This is a genomic window from Rhodoferax sp. AJA081-3 (assembly GCF_017798165.1).
Taxonomy (GTDB): domain Bacteria; phylum Pseudomonadota; class Gammaproteobacteria; order Burkholderiales; family Burkholderiaceae_C; genus Allorhodoferax.
Genome location: NZ_CP059068.1, coordinates 1,995,574 through 2,017,833, shown reverse-complemented (window position 1 = coordinate 2,017,833; position 22,260 = coordinate 1,995,574). Strand labels below are relative to the sequence as shown.

21 protein-coding genes and 1 tRNA gene are annotated in these 22,260 nt (G+C 58.6%); 4 read left to right on the top strand and 18 right to left on the bottom strand.

What is annotated here, in order from left to right; all coding sequences use genetic code 11:
* Window positions 1–76 precede the first annotated feature (76 nt).
* The 8 genes from HZ993_RS09410 to HZ993_RS09375 form a co-directional block, all read right to left on the bottom strand.
* Window positions 77–547 (bottom strand): hypothetical protein, encoded by a 471-nt coding sequence (locus tag HZ993_RS09410; RefSeq protein WP_209397362.1) that lies wholly within the window; start codon window positions 545–547, stop codon window positions 77–79.
* On the bottom strand, window positions 544–1,239 hold the full coding sequence (pth, locus tag HZ993_RS09405; RefSeq protein ID WP_209397360.1) for an aminoacyl-tRNA hydrolase: 696 nt from the start codon (window positions 1,237–1,239) through the stop codon (window positions 544–546). The genes HZ993_RS09410 and pth overlap by 4 nt, the downstream gene beginning before the upstream one ends.
* Window positions 1,240–1,379: 140 nt before the next feature.
* Window positions 1,380–2,042 (bottom strand): 50S ribosomal protein L25/general stress protein Ctc, encoded by a 663-nt coding sequence (locus tag HZ993_RS09400; RefSeq protein ID WP_209397358.1) that lies wholly within the window; start codon window positions 2,040–2,042, stop codon window positions 1,380–1,382.
* A 120-nt stretch (window positions 2,043–2,162) separates the two neighbouring features.
* A complete protein-coding gene (locus HZ993_RS09395) occupies window positions 2,163–3,140 on the bottom strand; it encodes a ribose-phosphate pyrophosphokinase (protein ID WP_209397356.1) in 978 nt (325 codons plus the stop codon).
* Between the two features lie 78 nt (window positions 3,141–3,218).
* Window positions 3,219–3,295, bottom strand: a tRNA-Gln gene (locus tag HZ993_RS09390).
* A gap of 42 nt (window positions 3,296–3,337) precedes the next feature.
* Complete coding sequence (ispE, locus tag HZ993_RS09385; protein WP_209397354.1) at window positions 3,338–4,207, bottom strand: 4-(cytidine 5'-diphospho)-2-C-methyl-D-erythritol kinase; 870 nt, start codon at window positions 4,205–4,207, stop codon at window positions 3,338–3,340.
* An 18-nt stretch (window positions 4,208–4,225) separates the two neighbouring features.
* The gene (locus HZ993_RS09380; protein WP_256440974.1) at window positions 4,226–4,699 is read right to left on the bottom strand and encodes an outer membrane lipoprotein LolB; all 474 of its coding nucleotides are present in this window, start codon (window positions 4,697–4,699) and stop codon (window positions 4,226–4,228) included.
* Window positions 4,700–4,737: 38 nt separating this feature from the next.
* Window positions 4,738–6,477, bottom strand: a complete 1,740-nt coding sequence (locus HZ993_RS09375; RefSeq protein WP_209397350.1) for a tetratricopeptide repeat protein — start codon at window positions 6,475–6,477, stop codon at window positions 4,738–4,740.
* Between the two features lie 38 nt (window positions 6,478–6,515).
* Here HZ993_RS09375 and mutM point away from each other — a divergent pair, with 38 nt between their 5' ends.
* The 3 genes from mutM to mutY are packed head-to-tail and all read left to right on the top strand — an operon-like array spanning window position 6,516 to window position 10,418.
* The gene (gene mutM / locus HZ993_RS09370; protein WP_209397348.1) at window positions 6,516–7,331 is read left to right on the top strand and encodes a bifunctional DNA-formamidopyrimidine glycosylase/DNA-(apurinic or apyrimidinic site) lyase; all 816 of its coding nucleotides are present in this window, start codon (window positions 6,516–6,518) and stop codon (window positions 7,329–7,331) included.
* A gap of 50 nt (window positions 7,332–7,381) precedes the next feature.
* Entirely contained in the window at window positions 7,382–9,340 is a 1,959-nt protein-coding gene (locus HZ993_RS09365) for a dynamin family protein (protein ID WP_209397346.1), read from the top strand.
* Between the two features lie 4 nt (window positions 9,341–9,344).
* On the top strand, window positions 9,345–10,418 hold the full coding sequence (gene mutY / locus HZ993_RS09360) for an A/G-specific adenine glycosylase (RefSeq protein ID WP_209397344.1): 1,074 nt from the start codon (window positions 9,345–9,347) through the stop codon (window positions 10,416–10,418).
* Here mutY and rapZ read toward each other — a convergent pair.
* The 3 genes from rapZ to HZ993_RS09345 all read right to left on the bottom strand — a co-directional run bounded on the left by rapZ (window position 10,415) and on the right by HZ993_RS09345 (window position 13,943).
* On the bottom strand, window positions 10,415–11,305 hold the full coding sequence (rapZ, locus tag HZ993_RS09355) for an RNase adapter RapZ (protein WP_245213891.1): 891 nt from the start codon (window positions 11,303–11,305) through the stop codon (window positions 10,415–10,417). The two genes, mutY and rapZ, sit on opposite strands and share 4 nt — an antisense overlap.
* Window positions 11,306–11,309: 4 nt before the next feature.
* Window positions 11,310–12,962, bottom strand: coding sequence for a DNA repair protein RecN (recN, locus tag HZ993_RS09350; protein ID WP_209397342.1), 1,653 nt, complete (start codon window positions 12,960–12,962; stop codon window positions 11,310–11,312).
* An 84-nt stretch (window positions 12,963–13,046) separates the two neighbouring features.
* A complete protein-coding gene (locus tag HZ993_RS09345) occupies window positions 13,047–13,943 on the bottom strand; it encodes an NAD kinase (protein ID WP_209397340.1) in 897 nt (298 codons plus the stop codon).
* Between the two features lie 28 nt (window positions 13,944–13,971).
* On the opposite strand from HZ993_RS09345, the gene hrcA reads away from it, so the two are divergent.
* Window positions 13,972–14,976, top strand: coding sequence for a heat-inducible transcriptional repressor HrcA (gene hrcA, locus HZ993_RS09340; protein ID WP_209397338.1), 1,005 nt, complete (start codon window positions 13,972–13,974; stop codon window positions 14,974–14,976).
* 68 nt (window positions 14,977–15,044) lie between these two features.
* On the opposite strand, the gene HZ993_RS09335 is transcribed toward hrcA, so the two are convergent.
* From HZ993_RS09335 to HZ993_RS09305, 7 genes are all read right to left on the bottom strand, one after another.
* Entirely contained in the window at window positions 15,045–16,040 is a 996-nt protein-coding gene (locus HZ993_RS09335) for a hypothetical protein (RefSeq protein ID WP_209397336.1), read from the bottom strand.
* A 456-nt stretch (window positions 16,041–16,496) separates the two neighbouring features.
* Entirely contained in the window at window positions 16,497–17,660 is a 1,164-nt protein-coding gene (locus HZ993_RS09330) for a tyrosine-type recombinase/integrase (RefSeq protein ID WP_209397334.1), read from the bottom strand.
* Window positions 17,661–18,569: 909 nt separating this feature from the next.
* On the bottom strand, window positions 18,570–20,213 hold the full coding sequence (locus tag HZ993_RS09325; RefSeq protein ID WP_209397332.1) for a VapE domain-containing protein: 1,644 nt from the start codon (window positions 20,211–20,213) through the stop codon (window positions 18,570–18,572).
* 130 nt (window positions 20,214–20,343) lie between these two features.
* Complete coding sequence (locus HZ993_RS09320; RefSeq protein ID WP_209397330.1) at window positions 20,344–20,733, bottom strand: hypothetical protein; 390 nt, start codon at window positions 20,731–20,733, stop codon at window positions 20,344–20,346.
* A 611-nt stretch (window positions 20,734–21,344) separates the two neighbouring features.
* On the bottom strand, window positions 21,345–21,500 hold the full coding sequence (locus tag HZ993_RS09315; RefSeq protein WP_209397328.1) for a hypothetical protein: 156 nt from the start codon (window positions 21,498–21,500) through the stop codon (window positions 21,345–21,347).
* Window positions 21,501–21,523: 23 nt separating this feature from the next.
* Window positions 21,524–21,703: a hypothetical protein gene (locus HZ993_RS09310; protein WP_209397326.1), complete on the bottom strand. Its 180-nt coding sequence runs from the start codon at window positions 21,701–21,703 to the stop codon at window positions 21,524–21,526.
* A 3-nt stretch (window positions 21,704–21,706) separates the two neighbouring features.
* Complete coding sequence (locus HZ993_RS09305) at window positions 21,707–22,165, bottom strand: hypothetical protein (protein ID WP_209397325.1); 459 nt, start codon at window positions 22,163–22,165, stop codon at window positions 21,707–21,709.
* Window positions 22,166–22,260: the final 95 nt, after the last annotated feature.

The window sequence follows — 22,260 nt, the reverse complement described above, 5'->3', positions numbered from 1 at the left end:
TTGATGCGGCATTGCGGCTTGGTACGCGGACCACTATAAACCAAGCGTCTGCGCTTGGCTTGCCTGTTTGCAGTGGCTAAGGGCGCTTGGCGGGGCGGGCGCCTGGCTTGTTTTTGTCGGTTGGGGCGCTGGCAATGAAGACTTCTGGTGTGGCTTTTTGCTTTGCAGACGTGCTTTTCTTGCGCTTGCTTTTGGCGGCCGTGGTGTCTGCTGTGTCCAATGCGTCTGCTGTTTTCTGGGGTTTAGGTGCAGATTGCTTTTTCTCGGCAGCAGTCAGTTTGGCTTGGGCTGCACGTTGGCGGGCCTCTTGCGCCAGCCGCTCCTTTTCGATGGCGTTAGCGGTCGCAGTGTCCCGGCGTATCGTGGCGTCGGCCTGGATCTTTTGCTCCGCGGTGCGGGCGTCCTGCACGTCAACCACCACGGCATCGGTGCACGGCTTCTGGCTGTAGCTGTTGCCACAACGGTATACGCCATTCTGGCCGCTAGCCCCTGTCGATATTGAATAGATAGCTATAACAATAATAGCAATTGAGAGGCTTCGGTTCATGGGGTGCCTGGCGTCGGTTGTGCTGTGATGGGCAGGGGTGTGGTGGGGGTTGGCGCGGCAGGGCTTGCGGTGGCGCCCGCGACCGCGGGGCGTGGTGCCGGGGGTGTGTGGGCGCGGGGTGGTTTACTGGTGTGGACCAGCAGGGTGGCCTTTCCCATATCACCGGCCAGAAACGCCGGCAGGGCCTTGAGTGAGCGGTCAATACATTGGTCAATGGCAATGCGGTGGTCCAACGACGGTTTCTTCAGCACCCAGTTGACAACTTCAGCCTTGTCCCCGGGGTGGCCCACACCCAGGCGCAGTCGCCAGTAGTCGCCGCTGCCCACTTGCGCGTGGATATCGCGCAAGCCGTTGTGCCCGGCGTGGCTGCCACCAAACTTCAGTTTGACCTGGCCAGGGGCGATGTCCAGCTCGTCATGGGCGACCAATATTTCGTCGGACGCGATCTTGAAAAAGCGCGCCAGTGCACCCACCGACTTGCCTGACAGGTTCATGAAGGTCTGGGGTTGCAGCAGCCACACCGTTTGTCCATGCACGGTGGTACGGGCCAGCATGCCGTGGTAAGACTTGTCCATGCTCAGGTTCACCTTGAGCTCGCGTGCCAGGGCATCGATCCACCAGAATCCGGCATTGTGGCGGGTGGCTTCGTATTCAGGGCCAGGGTTGCCAAGGCCGACAAACAGTTTGATCATGAAGAGCGGGAGTCGTGAGATGTGTTGGAAGCTGGCGTGGATGGTAGGGCAAATCGATGGCGATTCCAACCCAAACGAAAACGGCCCACCGAAGTGGGCCGTCAACAGCTTGCGCTGTGAATCAGTGCGTGGGCAACCGATTATTTCTTGGCAGCGGGAGCTTTTGCAGCAGGAGCCTTGGCACCGGCCTTGCCACCCTTGCCAGCGGCAGGAGCCTCGGCAGCGGGATCGGCAGCAACTTCAACCGCAGGCGCCACCACGGACACCAGGACGGGATTCTCACGACCCTTGACCACAGCCTTCACGCCATTGGGCAACTTGACGTCGCTCAGGTGGAAGGAAGTGCCCTTCTTCAAGCCGCTCAGGTCCACTTCGATGAACTCGGGCAGGTCGGCGGGCAAGCAGGTGATGTTGACTTCGTTGACCACGTGGGTGATCAGGCAATGGTCGATCTTGAAAGCAGCGGATTCTTCCTGGCCCTTGAAGTGCAATGGCACCTTCATGTGCATCTTGGTGTTGGCATCGACGCGCTGGAAGTCGATGTGCAGGATCAATTGCTTGTAGGGGTGCATTTGCACGTCACGCAGCAAAACCTTGCTTTCCTTGCCAGCCAGTTCCATGTCGAGCACGGATGCGTGGAAGGCTTCCTTTTTGATTGCGTGCCACAGTGCGTTGTGGTCCAGTTCGACCAACAGCGGCTCACCGGCTCCACCGTAAACGATGCCAGGGGTGCGACCCGAATTGCGGAGACGGCGGCTCGCACCCGTGCCCTGCTTAGCGCGCTCAAAAGCGACAAATTTCATAACTTACTCCTGAAGGAATCCACCGCGACCAGTGGGCTCCGGTTTAACAAAAACGCTGGATCGCTGCCCTATGCAGCGGCGTCTGCTTTTTGTCCCGGTTAGAAAAGGTTTTGTAGAAATCTAAAAAAGATTTTCCTGATCCGAGAACAAACTCATGACCGACTCACCCTTGGCAATGCGCTGAATCGTTTCGGCGATCAGCGGTGCCACGGTGAGCTGGCGAATCTTCTGGCACTGCGAAGCCGCAGCGCTCAGGGGGATGGTGTTGGTCACCACAACTTCATCGAGTGCGTTGCCGTTGGCAATACGCTCGATGGCGGGACCCGAGAAAATGGGGTGTGTGCAATAGGCATACACCTTTTTGGCGCCGCGCTCCTTGAGCACTTCGGCAGCCTTGACCAGTGTGCCGGCCGTGTCAATCATGTCGTCCATGATGACGCAGTTGCGGCCATCGATCTCGCCGATGACATGCATCACTTCAGACACATTGGCCTTGGGGCGGCGCTTGTCGATGATGGCCAGGTCGCAGTTCAGCTGCTTGGCCAGCGCACGGGCACGCACCACACCACCAACGTCCGGCGAGACCACAATCAGGTCTTCGTAATTCTTCTGGCGCAGGTCCCCCAGTAACACGGGTGACGCATAAATATTGTCCACCGGGATATCAAAGAAACCCTGGATCTGGTCGGCGTGCAAGTCCATGGTCAACACGCGGGCCACACCCACGGTCTGCAGCATATTGGCTACCACCTTGGCCGTGATAGGCACGCGGCTGGAGCGGGGGCGGCGGTCTTGCCGCGCATAACCGAAATACGGAATCACCGCGCTGATGCGTTCGGCCGATGCACGCTTGAGCGCATCCACCATGATCAGCAGTTCCATCAAATTTTCATTGGTGGGTGCGCAGGTGCTCTGCACCACAAACACATCACGTGCACGCACGTTCTGGTTGATTTCGACGGTGACTTCACCATCGGAAAAACGGCCTACGGTGGCTGCACCCAGCGAAATGCCTAGGTGCTTTGCAATGTCAGCAGCCATGCCGGGATTGGCATTGCCGGTGAAAACCATGAAATCTGGGGGTGGTGAGGCCTGCATACGGATTCCAGCGATTAAATTGGGTTTATGCCTGTACGTTGCGCGTGCTGTGACCGGATCAGTACCGGGCAACAGATTTGGCAGGGGAAGAAGGATTCGAACCTTCGCATGCTGGAATCAAAATCCAGTGCCTTAACCAACTTGGCGACTCCCCTACACCGGTTGACAGCTAAAAGCTGCCCACCCTTAACCTTCATTCAAACCTTCTTTATCCCATCGCTGGTTGCCCAACCCACCAGGGGATGAACATCCATGTTGCTGCAGACCCTGACTTGCAGCGCGGCCGGCGCGCTACCCTCGTCAATACCATGCAGCAGTTGCGCAAACACCGCGCTTCCAGAGCCTGTCATCCGACCACTCAAACCCTGCGATTCCAGCCATTCTAGGGCTTGGTTCACACCGGGGCACAGCTTCTGGGCAACGGCCTGCAAGTCGTTTCGACCGTATTTGTAAATACGCTCAATGCTGTTTGCAGCGAAGCCTGAAATTATAGCAGTTTCCGAATCGCGCTTCAACGTTGGGTCAGAAAAAATTAACTGGGTCTGCAACCCGGCGTCTGGTTTGACCACCACAAAACGCGCGGACGGCAATTCTAGCGGCGTGATTTTTTCACCGATGCCTTCGACCCACGCGTGTTGGCCGCAGAGGAAAAACGGCACATCTGCGCCCAGGGCCAATCCTATCGTTGACAGAGTTTCCACAGACAGATGGAGCTTCCACAAACGGTTCAACGCCAGCAGCGTGGAGGCCGCATCCGAAGAGCCACCGCCCATGCCAGCCTGCGCGGGGACCGATTTGGCGATGCCAATGTGTGCGCCCAGCGTGCAGCCGGTGGCCAGCTGCAAGGCTTTGGCGGCGCGCACGACCAGGTCGTCGGCGGGCAGGGCCCAGGTCAGGTCCTCGCGGCTGATCTGTCCATCGGCACGGATATCGAAGTGCAGGGTGTCGCACCAATCAATCAGCATGAAGACGGATTGCAGCAGGTGGTAGCCGTCTGCACGGCGACCCGTGATGTGCAGGAACAGGTTGAGTTTGGCGGGGGCGGGTATGTCGTAGAGCGACTGCATACGGTGATTATCCGGCGCTCAGCGCTGCAGAATGATTTTCAGATCGGCCGGAACCTCGGGTGCCAGGCGCTGGGCGGTGAGTCGGCCATCAGCCAATGCGCGCAGGTCAACCTGCCACCCTGGGGTTGTGGGCTCATTGCCCTTGAGCCAGGCAAACAAACTGTGGATGGGCAATGTGGCGCCGGTGGTGTGTAGCGTCAGCGCGTCCAGCGATTCAAAGTGCTGGGGCTCGCCGCTGGTTTGCAGCTGGGCGCCAGCGGTGCTCCATTGCAGGCGTGCGGCCGTGCTTCCCAGGGGCGTAAAAAACGATAACGTGCCGGCTTCGGCATTGCCCTGCAGTTCAAAATCTGCCGTGAAAGCCTGCACCGGCGTGCTATGCACCTTGAGTGCCAGGCGACCCTGCCAGAGGGAATCGTTTGGACCATTTTGGCCTCTAGCCCCCGTAGTACTTGCACAACCTGCTATAAAAAATATAGCTATTAGCAGTGCCATCACCCAAGCGCTGCGTGCGCTCCCGCGCAGGCCAGCACTCACGGTGCACCGCCCAGGCGCCGCATGGTCTCGCGCAGCGTCTCGTTCTGGGGGTTCAGCGTGATGCCCTCTTTCCAGATGGCACTGGCCTGGTCCTTCTGGCCCACGCTCCACAAGACCTCGCCCAGGTGGGCAGCAATCTCCGCGTCGGGCCGCGCCTTAAAAGCTTCTTGCAGCAGGCGTATGGCTTCAGCCGTGTTGCCCAGGCGGTATTCCACCCAGGCCAGGCTGTCCACAATAAAGGGGTCGTTGGGCGCAAAGGTCAGCGCCTGGGTGATGAGTTGACGGGCCTCGTTCAGCCGGATGTTGCGATCTGCCAGCGAGTAGCCGAGAGCGTTGTAAGCGTGGTGGTAGTCGGGTTTGCTTGCAATCACCTTGCGCAGCAGCTGTTCCATCTCATCGAGTTTGCCCAGCTTTTCCGCCATCATGGCCAGGTCGTAGACCAGTTCGGTGTCGTCCGGGTACTGGGCACTGGCTTGCCGCAAGAGTTCGTAGGCAGCGGCGTATTGCTGTGCGTCACGTAGCAGTTGCACTTCGGCGTTGATCTTTTCCAGTGCATCCGATGCCTGCTGCTCCGGCACACTGCGGATGGCTTCGCGGGCCTGGTCCAGCTTGCCCTGGCGAACCAGGATGGCGGCATGGCGCCGCTGTATGCGCAGCGCGTCCTTGGGGCTAATGATCTGGTCCAGATAGGACTTGGCCTCGTCCAGCCGTTTGCCCTGTTCCGCTGCTTGTGAGAGCAGAAGGTAGGCCTGCACCAAGCCGCGACCCATGGTTGCAGTTTGGCTGGTTGTGTCCTTGGGGGGTGGATTCAGTGCCACATAGGTTTTGAGCGAGGACTCAGCCAGGGAGAGTTTTGCGTCTTGCAACTCCAGTGAACCCCGCAGCAGCCAGGCCTCTGCGTAGTCGTGCTTTTCTGCTGTCAGCAGCTGCATTTGTGTGTAGGCCTCGTCGTAGCGCTGGGTGTTGATGGCATGCCGTGCATAGGCCATGCGCACTTCAGCAGAGGGCTTGCCGTCCAGGTATTTGCGCACCAGGGCTTGTGCAGCGGGCACTTTGGCACCCATCAGTGCAACCGCCAACAACACCACGTCTTCAGATTCGGGGTCGAGTGCCGTGCCCTTTTTGGCTGCATCCAAGGCACCATCGGCATCGTCGGCCTGCAGGCGCATGGTGCCAATCGCCGCCCAGGCGGCAGGGCCGGTAGTGCGGTTGCCCAGGTCTGCTGCCAGGGCCTTTTCAACCACGGTGGCGGCCAGTTTCTTGTCCGTGGTGCGGGCGTAGTACCGTGGCACCAGGTTGATGGCCAGTGCACGCTCCGCTGCCGTCATACCCGCCAGCTCACGCTTGAGGGGTTCTTGTGTTTCTGCGATCTTGTTCAGACCCAGGAGGATCTGGAACTGGTAGCGGTTGGCCTCTTTGGACGAGGGCTGTGCGCGCGCCCAGGCCTGGGCGGCCTGTAATGCGGCATCACCACTGCGGGCGCGGTACGCGATTTCGATGGCGCGCTCGTACAGACGGGCAGAATTGGACTTGCGCGCCGCATCCAGCATCAGCGCGTAGGCCGAGCCGGGGTCACCCGCCTGCGCCGTCATTTCGCTCACCAGCAATTCGTAGAACAGTTCTCCGTCCAGGCTGGAGTTATTGGGCGCGTCGGTCTTGGGTGGCGCACCCAGGGCGGTGCCGCAGATGCTGGTTGCAACCAGGGCTAGGGCGCAAAGGCGATGGATACGTGACATCGGACCATAATAATCCAACCCATAGAGCCCTACGCACCATGCCTGAATTGCCCGAAGTCGAAGTGACACGCCTCAGTTTTGCCGACCGCATCGCTGGTGCAGCCATTGAGGGCGTGCGACTGGGAAAACCCCTGCGCTGGCCCCTGGGCTGCAGCCCCGACAGCCTGGTGGGGCAACATGTGCTGGCCGTGCGGCGCCGCGGCAAATACTTGCTGTTGGATCTGGAGCGCGGCTTGTTGCTGGTGCACCTGGGCATGTCGGGCAGCCTGTCGTTCACGCTGAACCCGCCCGAGGCGGGTAAACACGACCATTTTGAGCTGCGCACCGCCCAGGGTGTGCTGCGGTTGCACGATCCGCGCCGTTTTGGTGCCGTGGTGTTCGCCACCCATGAAGCCGACCCGGTGGCCCAGAAGCTGCTGGGCAAACTGGGCATGGAGCCGCTGGGTGCTGACTTTGACGCCAAACGCTTTCACCTGGGGCTGGCCAAACGCAAGTCACCCATCAAACAGGTACTGCTGGCCGGAGAGGTGGTGGTGGGGGTTGGCAATATTTATGCGTCGGAGGTGCTGTTCTTGTCGGGCATTCGGCCCAGCACCCCGGCTTCCCGGCTGAGCCGCCCCCGTGCAGCGCGCCTGCACCAGGCCATACGCGATGTGCTGGCGCGGGCGGTGGAGCGGGGGGGTAGCACGCTGCGCGACTTCTCCAACGCCCAGGGCGAAGCCGGTCACTTCCAGCTCGACGCCATGGTGTACGCACGGGCCGGACTGGCCTGCAAGGTCTGCGCAAACCCCATACGTGCCATGCGCCAGGGCCAGCGCTCCACCTTTTTCTGCGCCCAGTGCCAAAAACCCTGAGGTACAGGCCGGGGCGCAGTGCTATATTGAACAGTTAGACGGGGGGACTCTTGACTACTTCATTTAACGATCAATTTGACCAACTGGGCACGTGGCGGCGCGAATTTGCGCTGCGCCTGAAGCTGCTTGGCGAGTGGATGAAGGACAACGAACTGCTGGACGCCGCGGTTGAAGAACGCCTGCGCCGCTTGGGCACACAGGTGCGCTCCGACAAGGTGATGGTGGCCTTTGTTGCGGAGTTTTCGCGCGGCAAATCCGAGATGATCAATGCGGTGTTTTTCGCCGGGTATGGCCGGCGCATCATGCCCGCCAGTGCCGGGCGCACCACCATGTGCCCCACGGAAATGGGCTACGACGCCGACGTGCCGCCCTGCCTGCGTCTGCTCCCCATCGAGACCCGTTTGCAGCCCCAGGCGCTGATGGAGTGGCGCATGGTCCCCGAAAAATGGACCCGAATCGACCTGGATGTCAACAATCCGCAACAGTTGGCCGGCGCTTTGGAAAAAGTGGCCGAGACCCGTAAGGTTACACAAGACGAGGCACGCGCCCTGGGTTTCTGGCACAACCAGGCCCCCGAAGACAACCCCATGGTCGACGCCCAAGGCATGGTCGAAGTGCCCAAGTGGCGCCATGCCCTGATCAATATCGCCCATCCTTTGCTCAAACAAGGGCTGGTCATTCTGGACACACCGGGCTTGAACGCCATCGGCGCCGAGCCGGAGCTGACGGTCAGCCTGATCCCGCAGGCCCATGCCGTGGTGTTCATTTTGGGTGCTGATACCGGCGTTACCAAATCTGATCTTTCAATCTGGCGTGAGCACCTGATTGCCGAATCCGGCGACACCGATGCGCGGCTGGTAGTCCTGAACAAGATCGACACGCTGTGGGACGACAAGCTGAGCACCCCCGCCCAGATTCAGGCCCAGATTGAACGGCAAAAAGCCAGCACTGCTGAAATATTGAACATACCCCGTGACCGTGTGATTGCCGTGTCGGCCCAAAAGGGTCTGGTGGCCAAGGTCACCGAGGATGACGAATTGCTGCAACGCAGCTGCCTGCCCGTGCTGGAAGACGCACTGGGCCGCGGCATGATGGGCAAACGCCAGCGTATTCTGGGCGAGGCCATGGCCGCGGGTATCACCGATCTGCGGGCCGAAACAGCCCGAGTCATCAATATCCGCAAGCGCGACATGACCGAGCAGATGATGGAACTCAAGGGTCTGCAAGGCAAAAATGCGGCCGTCATCAAACACATGCGCTCCCGTATTTCGCAGGAACAGGCCGAGTTCGACCTGGGTGGTGCCAAGATCCATGCGGTGCGTTCGGTGCACCTGAAGCTGCTGCGCGAAGTGTTTGGCATTTTGGGCTCCACTGCGCTGAAAAAGGAGATGGCGAATCTCACTTCCACGCTGCTGCAAAAGGGTCTCAAGCTGGGCGTGAAGCGCGCCTACGGCGAAACCTTTGACCGCCTGCGTGCCAATCTGGAACGGGTGCAAGCCCTGTGTGCCGAGATCCAGTCCATGCTGGCCGCCACCTTCCGCCAGCTCAATGGCGAACACGGTTTCTCCCTGCAGGCACCGACCGAGCCGCAAATGGCGCAGTACCTGACTGACCTGAACATGGTGGAACGCAGCCACGTGCAGTACCTGGGTATCGGCAATGCCTTCAAGCTGGCGCAACCTGAGTTTGCCGACCGCCTGGTGCGGGCACTTTCCACCCGTTTGCGTGGCATCCATGAAGCCGCGCTGGGCGATGTGGAGCTGTGGAGCAAGTCGGCCGCGGCCCAACTGGACGCACAACTGCGCGAGCGCCGCCGCAACTTCAGCCGCCGCATTGAGGCTATAGACCGTATTCAGCAAGCCGCCGGTGGTCTGGAGGACCGCATCCAGGATGTGGACCAGCAGGAAGCCGCGCTGAGCCAGATTGAACTCAAGCTGATCGAGCTGACCGACTACCTGATTGCCGCCAACCGGCCCGCCGGTACCGAAGTCGACGTCGCCCTGGCCTGAGTTGATGGCAGTGGCACAAGGCGCCTTCGCCGGGCGGGTGGTGGCGTGGCAGGCCACGCATGGTCGCAATGACCTGCCGTGGCAAAACACACAAGACCCCTACCGCGTCTGGCTGTCCGAAATCATGCTGCAGCAGACGCAGGTGGTCACCGTGCGGGACTACTTTGCCCGCTTCCTGGCGCGGTTTCCAGATGTGGCTTCGCTGGCCCAGGCCAGCCTGGACGATGTACTGGGCCTGTGGAGCGGCCTGGGTTACTACAGCCGCGCGCGCAACCTGCACCGCTGCGCGCAGCAGGTTATGGAATTGCACGGCGGTGCCTTCCCGTCCACGGCCGAAGTTTTGGAAACCCTGCCCGGCATAGGCCGGTCCACCGCTGCGGCGATAGCATCGCTGTGTTTTGGTGAGCAGGTCGCCATACTGGATGCAAACGTCAAACGTGTTGTCACCCGTGTGCTGGGTTTTGATGCTGATCTGGCACAGGGCGCGAATGTGCGCGCGTTATGGGATGCAGCCACACAGTTGCTGCCCGTGGGCAAAGACGCGACATCCGCCATGCCGCGTTACACCCAAGGCATGATGGATGTGGGTGCCACCGTTTGCCTGCCCAAGAAGCCGGCCTGTTTGGTGTGCCCGGTGCACCAGGACTGTGTGGCCGCCGCTGCGGGTGACCCGCAGCGCTACCCGGTGCGTACCCGCACCCTCAAGCGCAGCTCCCAGTCCATCTGGTTGTTATGGGTGCAGAGTAAAGACGGTGCCGTGTGGCTGGACAAACGCCCCACACCGGGCGTCTGGGCGGGGCTGCACTGCCTGCCACTGTTTGACAGTGAAGATGCCTTGGTGAGCCAGGTCCCCGCCGCGCTGAAAGACCGCGTGCAAGCGCTGCCCGTCTTCACCCATGTGTTGACCCACAAAGATTTGTACCTGCACACCTGGCAACTGCGTGTGCCAGACCGATCGACGGATTGGGGAGAAGGGCGCTGGGTCAGCGCGGACGCCTGGCCGGATGTAGGTTTGCCCGCTCCCATTCGCAAGCTTTTGCAGCAGGGCGTTGCGTCTGATCACCCGGCCCGGTTTTAGCGCGCGTCGAGTTCCCGGTGGCGTGTCAGAGTGACCCACTGTGGCGTGAAGCGCTGGCTCAATCGCTCTACCAGATAGACCGAGCGGTGCTGTCCGCCGGTGCAGCCAATGGCCACCGTCACATAACTGCGGTGGTCGCGTGCGAGGGCGTCCAGCCAGCTTTCCAAAAAGTGGGCGATGTGGTTCAGCATCAGCTGCACTTCGGCCTGTGCCTGTAAGAAGTCGGCAACCGGTTGGTCCCGCCCGGTCAAGGCGCGCAGGTCGGCTTCGTAATGCGGGTTGGGCAACATGCGCACATCAAATACATAGTCGGCGTCGGTGGGGACCCCCCGCTTGAACGCAAACGACTCAAACACCAGTGTCAGTTGCCCGGTGGGCGCAGAGATCAACGCTTTGACATAACCCTGCAACTGGGCCGCGCGGATGATGCTGGAGTCGATGACATGGGCCTGCTCGCGCAGGGTGGCCAGCAGCGTGCGCTCCAGCTCAATGGCCTCCACCAAAGCGCGGCGGGCATCCTGCGCACGGTTGCCGGGGTCGGGTTGTGACAGGGGGTGCTTGCGACGCGTCTCGGAGTAGCGGCGCACCAGGGTTTCGGTGTCGGAGTCCAGAAACAGGGACTTGATGTGCATGCCACGGCTGCGCAAGGTGTCCAGGTGATGGGGAACCAGCGGCAGGGACGTGGCGCTGCGCACATCCATGGCAATGGCAATGCGCCGCGCCTGGTGTTGCTGCTCCAGTTCTACAAAGGGCAACAGCAGCTCCGGCGGCAGGTTGTCCACGCAGTAAAAACCAGCGTCTTCCAGCGCGTGCAGAGCCACTGATTTGCCGGAGCCCGACATGCCGGTGATCAGCACCATCTCCATGGCTTGGGCGCCGTCCTGCATAGGGTCAGGCCCCCGACTGCAGCATTTCCTTGGCGTGTGCCAGGGTGGTGCTGGAGAGTTTTTCGCCGCCCAGCATGCGCGCGATTTCTGCGACACGCTGCTCGCCCAATACGGCGGCCACGGTGCTCAAGGTCACCTTGCCGCTCATCTGTTTGGCCACCACCAAATGGTGGTCCGCAGTGGACGCCACCTGGGGCAGGTGGGTCACGGCCAGCACCTGGCGGTCTGCGCCCAGTTGGCGCATCAGGCGGCCCACGGTCTCGGCCACCGCACCGCCCACGCCGGAATCCACCTCGTCAAAGATCAGCGTTTGCGCGGTACCCAGCTGGCTGGTGGTCACCGCAATGGCCAGCGCCATACGCGACAACTCGCCACCGGACGCTACCTTGCCCACCGGTCTTGGTGTGCTGCCCGCATGGCCTGCGGCCAGAAATCCCACTTCTTCAAGACCACTCTGCATGGGTTGGGCACTGGCCTCCAGCACCACCTGGAACTGGCCGCCTTGCATGCCCAGGCCCTGCATGGCCTGGGTGATGGACTGCGCCAGCAGCGGTGCCGCTTTGGCCCGCGCCTTTGAGAGCAGTTTGGCCTCGGTCAGATAGGCGGCATGGGCCTTCTTCTCGGCGTTTTGCAAACCCTCCAGATCAGAGGCGGCATCCAGTTGTGCCAGCTCGGTGCGCCACGTCGCCAGCAGTGCGGGTAGCTCTTCGGGCGCACGTTTGTAGCGCCGCGCCAGAGACACCCACAGCGACATGCGTTCGTCCAGTTCGGCCAGCCCTTGCGGATCCAGCTCGGTGTGGCGCAGGTAGCCACGCAGCGTGCGCACTGTATCCTCCACCTGGGCCAGGCTGGAAGCCAGCACATCCACCGGATCGGTGAATTGCTTTTCCAGATGCGCCTGGCTCTGCAACTGTTGCAGGGCATTGTTCAGCAGACTGATGGCATTGTTGTCATCGTCTTCCAGCAACTGCAGGGCCGTCTGCGCGGCATCCATCAGGGCCTGTCCGTTGGCTAGGCGGCTGTGGCTGCTTTGCAATTCGTCCCATTCGTCGGGTAGTGGGTTGAGTTTTTCAACCTCGCCAATTTGCCAGGCCAGGCGTTCACGTTCACGCTGCAAGGAGTCTTGTGCCGCCATGGCCTGGGTCAGCGCGGCCTGGGCTTGGCGCCAGTCTTGCCACAGTGTTGTCAGCGTGGCGGTCGATAGCTTGGCATAGGCATCCAGCAGGCCACGTACTGCGTCCGGGCGGGTCAGGCTTTGCCAGGCGTGTTGGCCATGGATATCGAGCAACTGCTCACCCACCGTGCGCAACTGTTGGGCCGTGGCCGGGCTGCCATTGATCCATGCGCGGCTTTTGCCCGCCGTGTCCACGGTGCGGCGCAGCAACAGTGTGTCGCCGTCATTGTCAAACCCGGCCTCTTGCAGCGTGTCGCGCACGCTGGCGGGGGTGTCGAATTCGGCGCTCACGTCGGTGCGGCTGGCGCCTTCGCGGATCACGCCGGTGTCGGCCCGGGCACCGGTGACCAATTGCAAGGCGTCGATCAGGATGGATTTGCCAGCGCCAGTCTCACCGGTCAGCACCGTAAAGCCGCTCTCTAGATCCAATTCCAGCTCGCTGACGATGACGAAATCGCGCAGCACGATGCGTTTAAGTGCCATACGGCCCCCACGCTCGGCACGTTGTGTCCTCGCTGCCCCCCAAGGGGGCGTGCACTTGCTTGAAGCGGTTCTGCGCTGCGTTCATCAGGCAACTCCTTCATTCCAATGTAATTTTTGCCTTAGGGTGTCAAAGTAGGTCCAGCCCTTGGGGTGCAAAAAGCGCACTTGGTACTGCGACCGTGTCACCACAATGCGGTCGCCGTGCATCAGCGTGGCCAGCGACTGCATGTCAAAGTTGGCACTGGCATCGCGCCCGGCCACCAGCTCTATCACCACTTCCGACACATTGGGCAGCACGATGGGCCGGTTCGACAAGGTGTGTGGCGCAATAGGCACCAGCACCCAGCCGGGGATGGACGGGTGGATCAAAGGCCCACCGGCCGACAGCGCATAGGCCGTGCAGCCCGTGGGCGTGGCGATGATCAGGCCGTCGGCCCGCTGGTTGGCGACAAAGTTGCCGTCCACCTCCACCCGCAGCTCGACCATGCCAGCAGTAGCTCCGCGGTTGACCACCACATCGTTCATGGCCAGCGCCGAGAACACACACTGCCCGCCGCGCATCACACGCGCCTGCATCAGGCTGCGGTGGTCTTCCACATACAGGCCTGCCAGCATGGGTTGCAGCGTGGCGTCAAAGTTGTCCAGCGGAATGTCGGTAATGAAGCCTAAGCGGCCCTGGTTGATGCCGATCAGCGGCACACCGTACTGCGCCATCTTGCGGCCAATGCCCAGCATGGTGCCGTCACCCCCCACCACCACACACAGATCGCAGGAGGTGCCGATGGCCGCCACATCCATCGTGGTGTAGTTGTTCAGCCCCATATTGGCCGCTGTGTCGGCCTCCACCACCACCTCGCAGCCCTGGGCCATCAAAAAGTCTGCAATACGCTCCAGCGCCAGCCGCGAGGACGCGCCCGTCGCGCCAGACGACACAGCTTGGAATTTGCCAATCAAGGCGACCTGGCGGAATTGGGACTTCATTCGCAAATTACATCATTAAAATGACTCAATGCTCGATGATCGTTCCAAGTTGTTGCTGAAAGCTCTGGTTGAGCGCTACATAGCCGACGGGCAACCCGTTGGCAGCCGCACCTTGTCCCGGGCCTCGGGCCTGGAGCTGTCGCCGGCGACCATACGCAATGTGATGTCGGACCTGGAGGAGCTGGGCCTGATCGTCAGCCCGCACACATCCGCCGGTCGCATCCCCACGGCGCGCGGTTACCGCATGTTTGTGGACACCATGCTCACCGTGCAGCCCGGCCAGTATGGATCCCACATCCTGGCGCCCGACCAGCCGCAGAAGGTGATCTCCAACGCGGCCAACCTGTTGTCCAATCTATCGCAGTTTGTGGGGGTGGTGATTGCGCCCAAGCGCACCTCGGTCTTCCGACACATCGAATTTTTGCGCCTGTCGGAGCGGCGCCTGCTGGTGATCATCGTGTCGCCCGACGGCGATGTGCAAAACCGCGTCATCTTCACCGAGCAGGACTATTCCCAGGCGCAACTGGTGGAGGCTGCCAATTTCCTGAACAGCCACTACGTGGGCCTGGACATGGAGCACGTGCGCGAACGCCTGAAGGGCGAGGTCGAGTCGCTGCGCACCGAGATTGCCACGCTGATGCAGGCGGCCGTCACTGTCAGCTCGGAAGCCATTAGTGAGACGCAGGACGAGGTCATCATCAGCGGCGAACGCAACCTGCTGTCGGTGTCCGACTTCTCCAGCGACATGGGCAACCTGCGCCGCGCCTTTGAGCTGTTTGAGCAAAAGGCCCAGTTGATGCGCCTGATGGACGTGGCCGGCCAGGCCGAAGGTGTGCGCATCTTTATTGGTGGTGAAAGCCAGGTCGTGCCGTTTGAAGACCTGTCCATCGTCACTAGCCCGTATGAGGTGGACGGCAAGATTGTCGGCACGCTGGGCGTCATCGGCCCCACTCGCATGGCGTACGACCGCATGATCCAGATTGTGGACATCACCTCCAAGCTGGTCAGCAATGCACTGAGCCACAACAAGTAGAACGCAGCTGCCGCCGCTCGGCGGAGTGGTTGCGAGTCAAATCGGCCTATAGCCCCCGTGAAATAAGGCTATGCCGCTATTATTTTGCTAGTGGCAGGCCCCACCAAGCCGCCGAGTAATCGGTACAGGCCAAACAGCAACAGGCATGGCACAACGATGGTTTGCATCAGAAACACCACCATCAAGGTGACCATCCGCTCCGCGGTTCGCTCGGCCATGGCTTGAATGTTCTCGAACCGGGCCTGTGCCCGATCTGCCGATACATCTAGCGCATCAGACAGCTTGTCTTTGGCTGCTACTACCGCATCTTTTGCACCGCCCAGGGCGTCCATGGCGCCCGAGAACAGCCCCTTCCTTTCAGGCGATGCCGCGGGTTTGCTGGCCGTGGAGGCAGGGGCACTTGGCTCGGCCGAGGCGGGTGGATGGCCAGGGCGTGTGGGTGTTGATGCGCCGCCGTTGAGTTTTTTCAACGCCGCGCCCGTCTGGTCAATCACCAGCAGACTGCTCTCGTAATCCGATGCCAAAAATTTCTCAAAGATAAAGGCGCTTCCAATCAAGGTGACCGGCATCACCAGCCGCAGAAAAACCACCACCACAAGCAGACGCGACAGCCATTCGGGTGCCCGATTGATCCAGAAAAGGCTGGCCCACGCCAAGGCCAGTATCGTCACCCCAGCAGACACCGCCCAGCTGGACGCGACGGCCAACAGCAGCTTTTGGATGCCAAACGCCACGCTGGCCGTCAGCATGATGGATGAGAACTGCTCCACCAGGTTATTGATAGGGTCCAGCACCTGCCCCAGTGCCAAGGTGATGCCCACACCCAGGGGTTGCACCACGACCTCGGTCCCCTGTACGACGGAGATGATGGCGTTGAGCGCCCGTGCCGAAGCAAAGCTGACCAGCGACCGTTTGAGCCCGGCGTCCACCTGCGCATTGGCCATGGCACTGATATCTTTGGACCAACTCAACACCACAAACAGCAGAACCAGCGCGACGGTAGCGAGCCGGGAGACGAGCTTTGCGTTGAAGTACGGCCTGCTGGATTCGCGCAAGGTTGGCATGGGCACTCCTGGTGGGGTAGCAGTGATTGTGCAATGCTTATGGACAAAATTGACCCTTAGCCCCCGTCAAATATGCCTGATAAGCTATCAAATACATAGCATGTGGCATTCGACCCACTTTGGCACGGAATCCGCGATTTTGGGCCACTACAATCACCCGCTGGTTTGGGGCGTTAGCTCAGTTGGTTAGAGCAGAGGACTCATAAGACCTCTCGAACGCTTTTTCACCCTGTCGTAAGCCGAAGAAACGTAACAAATTTTCGTTTTCTGGCGCTGCTTTTCTCTTCCCAACCGAACCCAACTCCGAACCTTTCCGACCGTTCGGTGACCATCGTCATAGCTTTTTCCCAATGGAATCAACGCATTGGCGATAGAGGGTGTCGAACTATGTGACGAACCTATGGGCAGCGCAAAAGTGGGCCAAGTGGTGTACTCCCACCCGGCCCAAGTTTCCCTCTATGGCGCCAATGCCGGAGTGGTATTCGACGCTACCAAAACGGAAGCAGCACTGGCCGCCTCGTGCAAGGTCTTCGGCGACAGATGGGCATAGCGCATAGTGACCTTTGGGTCACTGTGCGAAAGCAGTTTCTGCACCTCGTACAGGCTGCGCCCGCTCGTCACCAACATACTTGCGTACGTGTGGCGCAAATCATGCACACGAACTTTTTCACTTATCGACGCCAACTTGCGAATGGCGTACCAGGTCTTCTCAATCCCCGAGTATGGTTTTTTGGTGCGTTCGTGAACAAAGACATAGCCTTTGACCCCTTCAACCTGCAGCTGGTTTAGGACCCAAATTGCGCTTTCATTGAGGAACACGGTAGCGACTTTTTTAGATTTGCTGTCGGACGCGGGAATGCGCCAAACCCGGTTGGCAATATCGATGTCTTCCCACTTCGCGTGCATGGCTGAGGCTTTGCGCGCGCCAGTGCTAAGCAAGAACATCAACAGCAACCCTATCACTCTTTTCGGGTGTGACTTACACACCGTGACCAGACGCTGAACTGAATCTGCATCGAGGTAGTTTTCAAGCTGGGTATCTTGGTTGAAGCACGCTATACGTGCCAACTGATTTTTTTCGAGAAATTCCCACTGTACTGCTAGATTCAGCATGCGCCGCATGAGCTTTAGGTGATGGTCCGCCGTCGCTTTGCTGACGCCAACCTTTTGCACTAGTTCACTGTGGAAAAGCTGTACGTCCAGGCGCGAAATCGCATGCATAGCAACGTGCCCGAAGCGCGACGCAATGCGGTGATTAAACATACCCAGGTCCTTGCCTGCCGTACGCTTGTGCGTTAGTGCATGGGGCATGTAGAAGTCGGTCATGAACTTCTGCAAGGTGATTTCGGATTTTGGCGCATCGGCTTTGGGTGCCTGCGAACGCGCCGCAAGATGCTCAGTGCGCGTTTGCTTTGCAAGTTTGCGAGCCTGCGCCAAAGACAGTTCGCGCACTGCCCCTAGCTTTCGATAAACATTGGTGCCGCTGGAGTTCTTTAAACGCAGGTACCACATCGGAACAGCCGTGGACGAAGCGCGACATTCCACAAACAGACCGGGCTCGTCTGCGACGCTGTACTCGATTTTGACCTTGCCGGGCGGGCACACAAGGCCATTGGCCATGAAGGCCTGGAAGTTTTGTATTACGGGAATTTTGTATCTCCTTGAATGCAATCACCAACCCTTTCGGGTCAGTGACTGCAAGGTGAAAAATTACAGGATTAGGTACAGCCTGCGGCCGGCCATATCAGGATTGACGCAACTAATTGGCAGCATCTTGGCCTCCGCAAAGACGCGCATGCATCGCCCAAAGAGCCTATGTGTCTTCTTCGAATAGCGGTCCCACACCGCTGGGTTGTTGAACAAGGCCTCCGTTGAGTGGAAATCGTATGGGTCGAGGGCGGAAAGACTCGCGGTGCAGTTTTTCCACACTAGGTCAAAAGCCCACTCTGGCATGAAACCGTGTGAGTAACTGATTCCGCGAGTTGTACCTTTCGGTCCTGTAACCGTGCTGTATCGGATGTTGCTATAAAGGTCCAGCCGAATGCCTGGATGCATGCCAGTCGGTGGGGTCGTGATGTCGTTGTCCATGGCTGCCGAAGTCAAGCGGGCAGCGCCAGGGTTTGTCGTATTGATACTTGTCATTTATGCTTTCATTGCTTACCGGGGTAGACGTACATGCGCGTCAAGTTGCGTTTCACTTCGAAGTGCAGCTAGACGAACAAGATGAAGCGGCCCCGCCGCATATCGACTTGATGAGATGCCCTTGCAGATAGCCACTTGGCTGGATATAGGTTTGAGTACCACGCGGTCTTGCAGTGGGTTTTGGCCGCGTAGATGGGGGGAGGGGGGCGCAAAATGAAAGGCAATCCATTTTGAAAACCCAGGTAGAGAGTGGTGATAACCGCCTCCACTTCCCACCCCCTCCCGCAAGCCCATGAAACCCAACGCGTTTTCGCAGGCCCACGTCAGACGGGGGGGCGGCAGGTGGTGGCGCATCAGGAGCCAGGCGCTTGAAACCAACACCCGGGCTTATCGAACGACCCTGTGCCCTAACAGGTCTCGACCTAACTTATCACCCTTGCGCATGGGGATACGCCATTTTTGTATGCCTTTGACCTTCTTTGAATCACCCAGCAGCTCACGCAGGATTCCAGTCAGTTCCTTCGAATCCCCGTTTTTGGGGTTGGTAATGCCCAACATCACGAACAATTCGCTGGTCGATTTGTAGGGGTTGCCGGGCGCATTTTTCTTGTCCAGGTCAATGATGCCCAGCAAGAGGTCGCGTATGACGCTGTTGGTACGGTGGTCACTATTGCAAGACTCAAGTAGGGCTTCCTCTTCCTTGGTCAGCCACCACTGCTTGCCGTTGGCCCAGTCCCAAGCCAGTTCAGCAAGAAGCTGTTGCATGTCGATGCCGTGATTGAAGTCAATCGACACCAGCGGGAGGGTCCACCATCGCGTATTGCCCGTGTGATCCACCAGAAAGTTTTCGTCATTCACCGTGGCCGCAAAGACCGTACGCCGCTGATATTCCGACTCAGTTCGCGCATATGGTCGGCGCACCTTGTCAGAGTCACTTGTCAAAACACCTTTAAGACGCGCAAAGTCTTTACGGAAAGAACTGTCAAGCTCACCAATTTCAACGAGCCAGTGGGTAATGGCCCCCAGGATGGAGTCCTTACTATTTGCGTCTAAATGGTGATCGACCTTGACCACCTTGTCACGCAGGCTGGGTACGGGTACAAGCGACATCACCCAAGAGGTTTTGCCAATCCCCTGAGGCCCCTGAAGGACCAGCACTCCGCGACCCTTGAAACCGGATGGCTGGAGCGCGGCGGCAACTGTACTCAGCAGCCACTTGTAGACCAACACTATCTTCAAATGCGCTGGGAACCCCTCACGCGTCCTCAGCGTGTCGCAGATAGCCTGCACACGTTTGATGCCATCCCAGGGTGTCTTCAAGATCCATCTTGCAACAGGGTTGTAGGGGTTTCGGTCACCTATGACTTCAACGATCGCAGGTACCGGAGCTGCCTGCATCCTGTTGAGGGTTGCCAAACTCATTATCGTGGTCATGGCCGTGTTGTCGGCGTTGTCCGCAGTCCCGCCCTTGTCCGGCAGTCGAATCTCCAGTTTTTTCTTTATGACGTTATATCGAGCTGATATTCCATACTGATCGAGCATGTGCTGGACATTGGCAATGGTCGGCGGTAGACCGTCGCTCGCATATCTCGGTTGATTTGGAAACGGCGGTGACTCTATTGCTTTGGCAGCATCCAGGCCTTTGTTCAATAGCTGGTTCTTGCTACCATCATCATCCCAATTCAACTTTCTCGCATCGATAAGCACCTGTGGTTCAGATTCAGGAACTGCATCGAGCACATTCAAATCTGGAGGACCTGTTGCGCTGGCCACCATCGGCACGCTGCCATCTGCAACGGCCCTATCTAAAACGGTTTTCTCTTCCATCTTCCCGGCAGCGGCACTATCACCATCAATTTCCCGCACGTCCGCCGGGCTATCACTATCAAACTCTCTTTCATTGGCCGAAATGGCCCTAAACGGCGGCACATCGTGCACCGCCCTAGTAACCGCTGAACTTACACTCTGATTCTCACTTTTCCGACCATCTAAATCGCCAGGCATATCGGGGGCAATGGGGTTAATCTCCATTGATTTTTCTCGTTTGGATGAAAAAATATCCCGGCGATGCGGTGCGCTCTTTCAGAATAACCGTACTGTCACTATCGACTGATCAACAAGGCCAGACAATTCAGCGCACCACGCATCGCTCGGAATTCGGCTAGCTGTGTTGACGCTCAGAAAATGTTTCTGCCGCTGCCCTGGTCAGTCGCTCAGTCCAGATGCAGACTCCAAAGTCTCCACGCGCGACCAATTGCAATATCACGGGCGTCAGTACGCGCCGTTCTGAATCATTCAGTGATTCCAGAAATTCCGGATCGAAGATGTCATCAATGCCAATCACTTCGCCGAAGGTGAACACCGCGCCGTCAACATACGATTTCACCTTTTGGATGAAGGATTCCGGAACAAGGCTGTCACCCATCAAGGTGTAGCTCAGCAATTTGTCGTCGGGAGTCTTATAGCCATTCGCGTTGCCCTCGGCGCGCAGATTTTCTACATAGGCCCTGTTGAGAGAGGTGGAGATGTAAGGCACATTGCTTGCTGTCATTTCTGTTAATCGTTTCTACATTGTTTTGCGACTGCGCCAACGGCATTGGCTGCAGCTCGCTCATTAGGATTCGTTTGGTCAGGACGAAAAAAGACCATAGAAGTTTCGAACCGTCACTTCGTCACTTATTGATAAGTCAGTAAATTGTTAAAGAGCTGCCGTAGGTGGTGATCCAACCTTCTGGGCGTATATGCCCAGCGACAAAAGCATCTTGCATGACCCGGAAACGATTCGTCAAGAGTACTGAAACGTACGGGAGTTTTGGGTCCGTCCTCAGGTGCAGTGACACACACTTCCTGCGTGTGACGGAACGGTATTCTGCGTAAGGTATCGACTTACTTGCTTTACGAAAGTCTCAATATGAATGAACCTTTTCTGTTGAGCTTATTGCGCTCAATCCCCACAAAGTTTTCATTCATATGCCAGTGATACTTTTTTCCGAGATGTCTTTCGCATTCCTCTCATGGGGCCAAAAAAAGTTATTTGAAGCGCCGTTGCGGTTGTGCAACGGCGGAGTACGGCGACTTGTAGTGAGGCTGCGGGGCAGGGTCCGTTGGTGGTATCAGATCGGCCCATGGTGACGCCACGGGCCGTTGGCAGTTGCGGGCCGCTCAGTCGCAGAACCAAACGCCTATCTGGTCGCTATCTAGGCCAGCGCGGTTTGAGGCCTCGTTGATCACAATATTGCCAAGCATGCTGCTCGGGAGTTCGTTGGCGTTTTCAAAGGCATTGCGGGCTGCCAAACTGATGCTGTCGAAAAGATACATGATGAGTCCTTTAGGGTTAAGAGTTACTTGCGGTTTTTGAAACGGAAATAGAAGGCGGCGGCAGTCACTGCCAAGATCAAGACGACTAACCAGGGGTGCACAAAAGTCAGGATACCTACTGCCGCCACGGAGAAAATGCGGGTGTTGGCGAAACAGACTCCAAGCACAGCGGTGGCAATCAGGGCAGCGGTAATGCTTGCCACCAATCAGGTCTCCTTTGCTTTGCGGCGCGCAGCCTTTGACTCAGCGTTCTTGGACTCGGAGAGAAGTGCCGACACAAGTTGCTCCATCGTGGTGCCTGGTACGTGGTCGTGGACGCGGCTGTTTTGCTCGTTGGCGCGTATGAGGCCGAGGTCTTTAATCACGGCCATAAGGAAGCAGGAGTTGTTCACCGACCTCTGAGGCTGGACGATGTGAAAGGATTTGGCTGTAAGACCAGTCTCCCCCAGCACGACATCTTGAATGACGGTGCCCGCCGCCCAACCGTCAAAAAAACGCCCGCCACCGCTATTCTTCAGAAGCCGTATATGTAAGGTTGCATCCTTAACGTGGCGGCCAATTGCAAATGTCAGCGTTGACCTTTCGGACAGTGACAGACATTGGCCTTGAAAGATTGGCTCAATGGGATCAACCTCTGACGCAACCTCAGAAATATTTTCAGACATGGAAATTCCTTGTTTTATATGTTGTTAAAGATGAAATCAATATAACTTATATAAGTAATCTTCATATAAGATACTCTAATACTAGCTCCACCATG